General features: G+C 67.4%; 4 protein-coding genes. 2 read left to right on the forward strand and 2 right to left on the reverse strand.

Annotated elements, in window-relative coordinates; translation table 11 throughout:
• The coding region (locus DI573_RS14595; protein WP_292815854.1) for a hypothetical protein at positions 1-273 on the reverse strand (273 nt) is incomplete at its 3' end.
• Positions 274-667: 394 nt separating this feature from the next.
• Between DI573_RS14595 and DI573_RS14600 the strand changes: the two genes are divergently transcribed.
• Complete coding sequence (locus DI573_RS14600; protein WP_292815856.1) at positions 668-1,309, forward strand: endonuclease/exonuclease/phosphatase family protein; 642 nt, start codon at positions 668-670, stop codon at positions 1,307-1,309.
• Between the two features lie 69 nt (positions 1,310-1,378).
• Here DI573_RS14600 and DI573_RS14605 read toward each other — a convergent pair whose 3' ends face one another.
• Complete coding sequence (locus DI573_RS14605; protein ID WP_292815858.1) at positions 1,379-1,933, reverse strand: LPXTG cell wall anchor domain-containing protein; 555 nt, start codon at positions 1,931-1,933, stop codon at positions 1,379-1,381.
• A gap of 496 nt (positions 1,934-2,429) precedes the next feature.
• Between DI573_RS14605 and DI573_RS14610 the strand changes: the two genes are divergently transcribed.
• On the forward strand, positions 2,430-5,742 hold a 3,313-nt coding region (locus DI573_RS14610; RefSeq protein WP_292815861.1), incomplete at its 3' end, for a PA14 domain-containing protein.

The raw sequence follows: 5,742 nt of genomic DNA on the forward strand, positions 1-5,742 counted from the left end.
GAGCCACACAGCCGTCGGCTGAGCGGCGAGGAAGCCCGCGGCCGCGGCCTCCTCGCTGCCGGCGGTCGCCGAGCCGGCAGCCTCAGCCGCCTTGCTCTCGGCCACGACCGTGAGCGGGATGCCCGGCGAGGGGTGAGGTGCCAGCACCGACTGTACGAAGCGGACACCGAAGACGACCGCGACGCCGAGAGCGACGATGCCGGCGGCGATCAGCAGCGCGGGCATGAGGCCGCGCCGTCGGGATCGCGTCTGTCGTGGGGGCGCGGTGGTCACACATAAGAATCTAGGTGATCCGCCGCGATTCTCAGGACCGCGCCGGCCGTCGTGGAGCCGAAGAGAAGAGCGGCCCCCTCGAGATGCGCTCTTGGGGTACGGTCATCTCGAGAGGGCCCGGAAAGCCAGGGTCTGCGCGAGAGTTGGGGACCTCATCGCGCGCGTTGCTGGGGACAACACTGACCGAGTGAACGGCCTCCGTGCGACCAGATTACGACCTTCGCGAGCCTTGCGTCGACTCGAGACGCGCCGAGCTCTGTGATATACCAGGCAGATCGCCCGAGACTTCGTTCCGCGGCGGAGGAAGCTCCGGGCGACGAACCGCGAAATGTCGCGAAGAACCGCCCCTGCCGCACGCCCACCCGCGGCGCGACGGTCCTAGGCTGAGACCGTCATGAAGGTCATCTCGTACAACCTGCGCAAGCACCGCGCCGCCGGCGAGCTCGCCTCGCTGGCGGACCGTCACGATCCGGACGTTGAGGCCACCGCCCGCAACAGGCTCGGTCTGGCTGTCTACTATCGCGAGAACACGTACCGCGCCCTCGACGTCCGTGCCATGCGTCTCAAGAAGTCGCTGCACGACCGCGTGCTCAAGCCTGCGGAGGAGAGATTGCTGGGTGTTGTGCTTCGAGACATCGACCACGGTCGGGAGCTGATCGTGGCATCCTTTCACGCGGCTCCGCTCACTGCCCTGAATTCGCTGCGTCGGCATCAGATCCGCACGGCGCTCGTGGAACTCGAGCAGATGGGGCCGGGTCTGCCCGCGCTCATGGTCGGCGACTACAACTACCCCGTCTTCAAAGAGGCACTGGGGCAGAAGGTGCGCGAGCAGGGATACGAGCTCAACCTCAGCGATGCACGCACGTACACGCGCTACCGCTTCTTCCGTGGTCATTACGACTTCGCGACCTCGGTCGGGTTCGACATCGAACGCGTCCGCACCCTTCCGCAGGGGCGATCGGATCACAAGCCGATTCTCGTCACGGCGACGCCGAGCGCTGTGCCCATGTCGCCGACGCTGCCCGCCCCGGCCTGATCCGAGGAAAACGGAGAGCGCCCCGGGACGACATCCGTCCCGGGGCGCTTTCCGTCAGAACTGTGTGCGTCAGGCGGCGTTCTGACGCTGGCGACGCACCGTCGTGGCGACGACGATCGCACCGCCGGCGAGCAGGAGCGCTCCGCCACCGACCCAGAGGCCGAGCATCAGCGCACTGTCGGTGCCGGTGTCGGGCAGAGCCGAGCCGTCGGAACCGCCGGCCGCCGCTGCCGCGGTGATGGAGATGGGCGAGGCAGTGGTCGACGCCGAGAACACGTTGAGCGTGTAGGTGCCGGTGGCAGCCGGGTGCAGCGTGACGGCGACCGAGGTGGAGCCGTCCGCGTTCGCGGGCTTGGCGAAACTCTTCGTCTCGACGGCCGTCTTGACGACGGTCGCGAGCGTGGCGGCCGACGCGCCCTCACCCGTCAGGGTGAAGGTGACGGTCTCGCCGGGCTCGAAGACGCCGGCGGCGAAGGAGAAGGTTCCGGTCGTGCCAGGGGCGATGGTGCCGGGACCGGTGATCGATCCGTCGGGCACATAGGCGTTTGCGGCGAGGGGGGCGCCGAACGCGAGCGCGCCGGCGAGCGCGACGGCGGCGGCCGCCTTCGTAAGGCTCTTCTTCATGTTCGTTCGTTCCCTTGGTCTACGTTCCGTATGGACGATGTCATCGATCATGGGGGACCTCCCATCCCACACGACCCCAGGGAACAGGCACGAAACAGCCGTCGAGCGACCCCCAGTGACCACCCCCACGTCCAGTATTCAGCAATATCCCAGAATCCGCCAACCCTGCATGTTTCGTTTGCGTAAAGAGTCGGTGTACGGCACGGAACGCGCGCCAGCGGGGGACGCCCATTCTTTCGGCCGCACATGTCGGACAAAAAGCCCTGGTCGTGGGCATCGGCCGGCTTTCCTGAAAAGTCTTGATGAATCTGCATTGAGTCGGCTAACCTCCCCGGAGGGCACGAATCTGTGTCTCTGGGGAAGATCGGTGATGGGACCGATCTGGCATGTATCGCCTTGATGAAGAGGCTTTGCGTGTGCGCAATCTTGGGGAAGAACCATGCGCCGTTGGTCATCGACGACTGTCCGCACCGAGCAGAACCGTACGTCCAGGCGCATGCGTCTGGGCGCCGTCGTCTCCAGCTTCGCGATGATCGCCTCCGGGCTCGTCGTCGCGGCGCCCGTGGCGGCTCTCCCCTTGGCGGACGTTCCGCCGGATCCCGCGACGTGGGCGGCAACCCCGTACTCGCCATTGGCGCCGAACGCGGTCGCCGTGGCGGAGAACACGGCGGTGATCGAATTCGACGCGTCCGAGGGTGGTCTGCACGGGGCCGGTGACGTCGACACCGGTTTCACCATGGTGCAGCCCTCGACGTCCGACCCTGCGTACTACCTTCCCCAGAACATCACCGTCGCCGGAGGCGCGCTGACGATCGCGCCGACGAACGGCATCGCGTATCTCGTCAACGGACCGACCGGCGGCGATGTCAACAAGAACAAGCAGGACAACACGCTGGGCGTGGGTGTCGATTCGGCGGGCAAGGCGCTGCGTTTCTCCACGGTCGTCACCGTGCCCGGAAATGCCGAGGGCTCCGCGCAGGGCGGGCTGTGGTTCGGACCGGACGACGACAACTACCTGAAGCTCGTCGTCGCCGGCAACAGCGCGACCGGGCGGCAGATCCAGCTCTCTCGCGAGATCGCGGGTGCCACGGACACGACGTCGCCGACGGCCGACCAGGTCACCTTCCAGTCCAACACCGCAACGATCACCGGAACGACCAAGGTCACGCTCAACCTCGACCTCGACGTCGACGCCGTCGCCGGCCAGGCACGGGCTTCGTACCAGGCGCTGCCCGCGAACTTCGCCGATGGCACGCTGGTCGATGACAGCGTGCCCGTCACCGGCTTTGGCGGCATCTTCGCCACCAAGCGCAACATGGCGGAGTCCGCCATCGTCCCCTTCGTCTTCGACCGGTTCACGGTCGGCGAGCTCGACACCACGGCTCCGGCAGCGCCCGGGGGGCTCGGTGCGAACGCATCGACGGGCGAGAACGGGCTGACCTGGACCGCACCCGGCGACGGCGACGTCGCGGGCTATCGCGTGTACCGGCACCCGACCGAGAACCCCGTGACCCAGAGTGCGGCGAACCTCATCAGCGGGGCGGCGCCGATCTCGGCGACGACTCTCACGGATTCGGCGGTCTTCGTGGGCCAGGGCTGGAACTACTCGGTCGTCGCGGTCGACACCTCCGGCAACGTCTCGTCGCCGGCGTCCGTCCAGGCGACGACTCCGCCGCCGTCGGGGAGCGCCGTTGCGAAAATCGACTTCACGACCGCGCAGGCCGCGGCGCAGCCCGGCTACACCAAGGATGCGGGGGCGCCCTACTCCGAGGGTGCCGGGTTCGGCTGGATCACCGCCGACGACGGTGCACCGTTCGACTTCGCGCTCAACACGCGTGTGCGTGCGGCGGCCGACGGGATCTCCGATCCCCGCCTTCTGTCCCTGATACACATGCAGTACGGGCTCTCGAGCGGTACACCGAATCCCGCGGTCGGCATCGTCACCGAGCAGGGTGTCTGGGAGTACGACCTCCCCGACGGCCGGTACAACGTCGTCGTGGCCGTCGGCGACACCAGCTTGGGTAACTTCGACAGCACGCACGCGGTGACGGTGGAAGGCGAAACGGCCGTCTCGGCGTTCGTCGGCTCGCCCGCGCTGCCCTTCGAGCAGGGCGTGGCCGAGGTGGAGATCACGGACGGTCGTCTGACGCTTGCGCCCACGGGCGGCACCAACACCAAGATCTCGTTCATCGAGATCTACGAGCTCGAGCTCTTCGGCCCCGATGCGCCCGCCGACCTGACGGCGACGCTGTCGACCGAGGCGGACAGCGTCGAACTGGCATGGGAGAGCGTCGACGGCGCCACCGGCTACAACGTCTATCGCGCGGACGCGTCACCGGTGCCCACCGACGGGGCGCCCCTGAACGCCGCGCCGCTGGCGACGACGGAGTTCGTCGATGACACCGTGGTGCCCGGCCACACGTATCACTACACCGTGACCGCGCTCGCCGACGGCGTGCCCGCATCCGCGCCTGCGACGGAGGCTTCGGTGACGACGCCGTCCGAGGCGACGGCACCCCCCGCGCCGGTCGGCGTGACCGCCACTCCGGGGGAGACCGGCATCGCGATCGCGTGGGACGCCGTCGAGGGCGCGCTGGGATACAAGGTCTACCGCGGGGCGGCGAGCGACGTCGCGACGACGGGCACCGCGCTGAGCGGCGAGACGGCCCTGACCGCGACGTCGTTCGTCGACGCCACGGCCGTCCCCGGGCTCGAGTACTTCTACGTGGTCGTCGCGATCGGCGCGGAGGAGCTCGTCTCGGAAGCATCCGCAGCGGTGTCGACGACGATCGAGGAGGACCTGCCGCCCACGCAGTGCTCCGCCACGGAGTGGTCTGCGGATTACTTCGGTGGTCGTGAGCTGGCGGGTGCGGTGATCGCGAGCGAGTGTCTGGCGGAGTTGGATGAGACGCACGCGGCGGGCTCTGCGCCGCTCGCGGGTGTTCCCGCCGACAATTACTCTGCGCGCTTCACGCGAGTCATCGACGACGGGGCGGGGAGCTACACGTTCACCATCGCATCCGATGATGGCGTGCGACTCCTCGTCGACGATGTGGAGATTGTCGCTCGTTGGACGGGCGGATCAGCGACATCGACGGCGACGGTCTCTCTCACCGAAGGTCCGCACGAGCTCGTGGTCGAGTATTTCCAGGGCTACGGCGGTCACCGCCTGATCCTGGACTATGAGGTCGCTCCCAACGTGTGCGCCGCCTCCGAGTGGTCTGGTGACTATTTTCAAGGCAGGGATCTGCAGGGTTCGCCCGTCGCGTCGGAGTGTCTGCAGACCCTCGAGAAGGTACATGCAGCGGGCTCCGGTCCGATCGCGGGTGTGTCCGCCGACAACTACTCTGCGCGCTTCGTGAAGACCATCGATGATGGCGCTGGCAGCTATACCTTCACCGCAACATCCGATGACGGAGTGCGGGTGTTCGTCGACGGCATCCTCATCATCGAACGCTGGTCCGGTGGGTCGGCGACACGAACCGTCACAGTGCCATTGGCTGACGGGACTCACGATGTCGTCGTGGAGTACTACCAGGGCTACGGCGGCCACCGTCTCGCTGTCGATTATGACGTGATCCCCTCGACGTGCGGTGCGTCCCAATGGGCCGTGGACTACTTCGAAGGGCGCGCGCTCGGTGGCGCTCCGCTGGATACCTTCTGCCTGGACCAGATCGACCAGGCGTTCGCGGCCAACACGAGCCCGTCGTCGCAAGTGCCCGCAGACAACTACTCCGCTCGCTTCGTGCGCACGATCGATGATGGAGCGGGAAGCTACACGTTCACCGTGCGCGCCGACGATGGGGTTC

It is taken from the genome of Microbacterium sp. (genome assembly GCF_003248605.1).
In the GTDB taxonomy this organism is placed as follows: Bacteria; Actinomycetota; Actinomycetes; order Actinomycetales; family Microbacteriaceae; genus Microbacterium.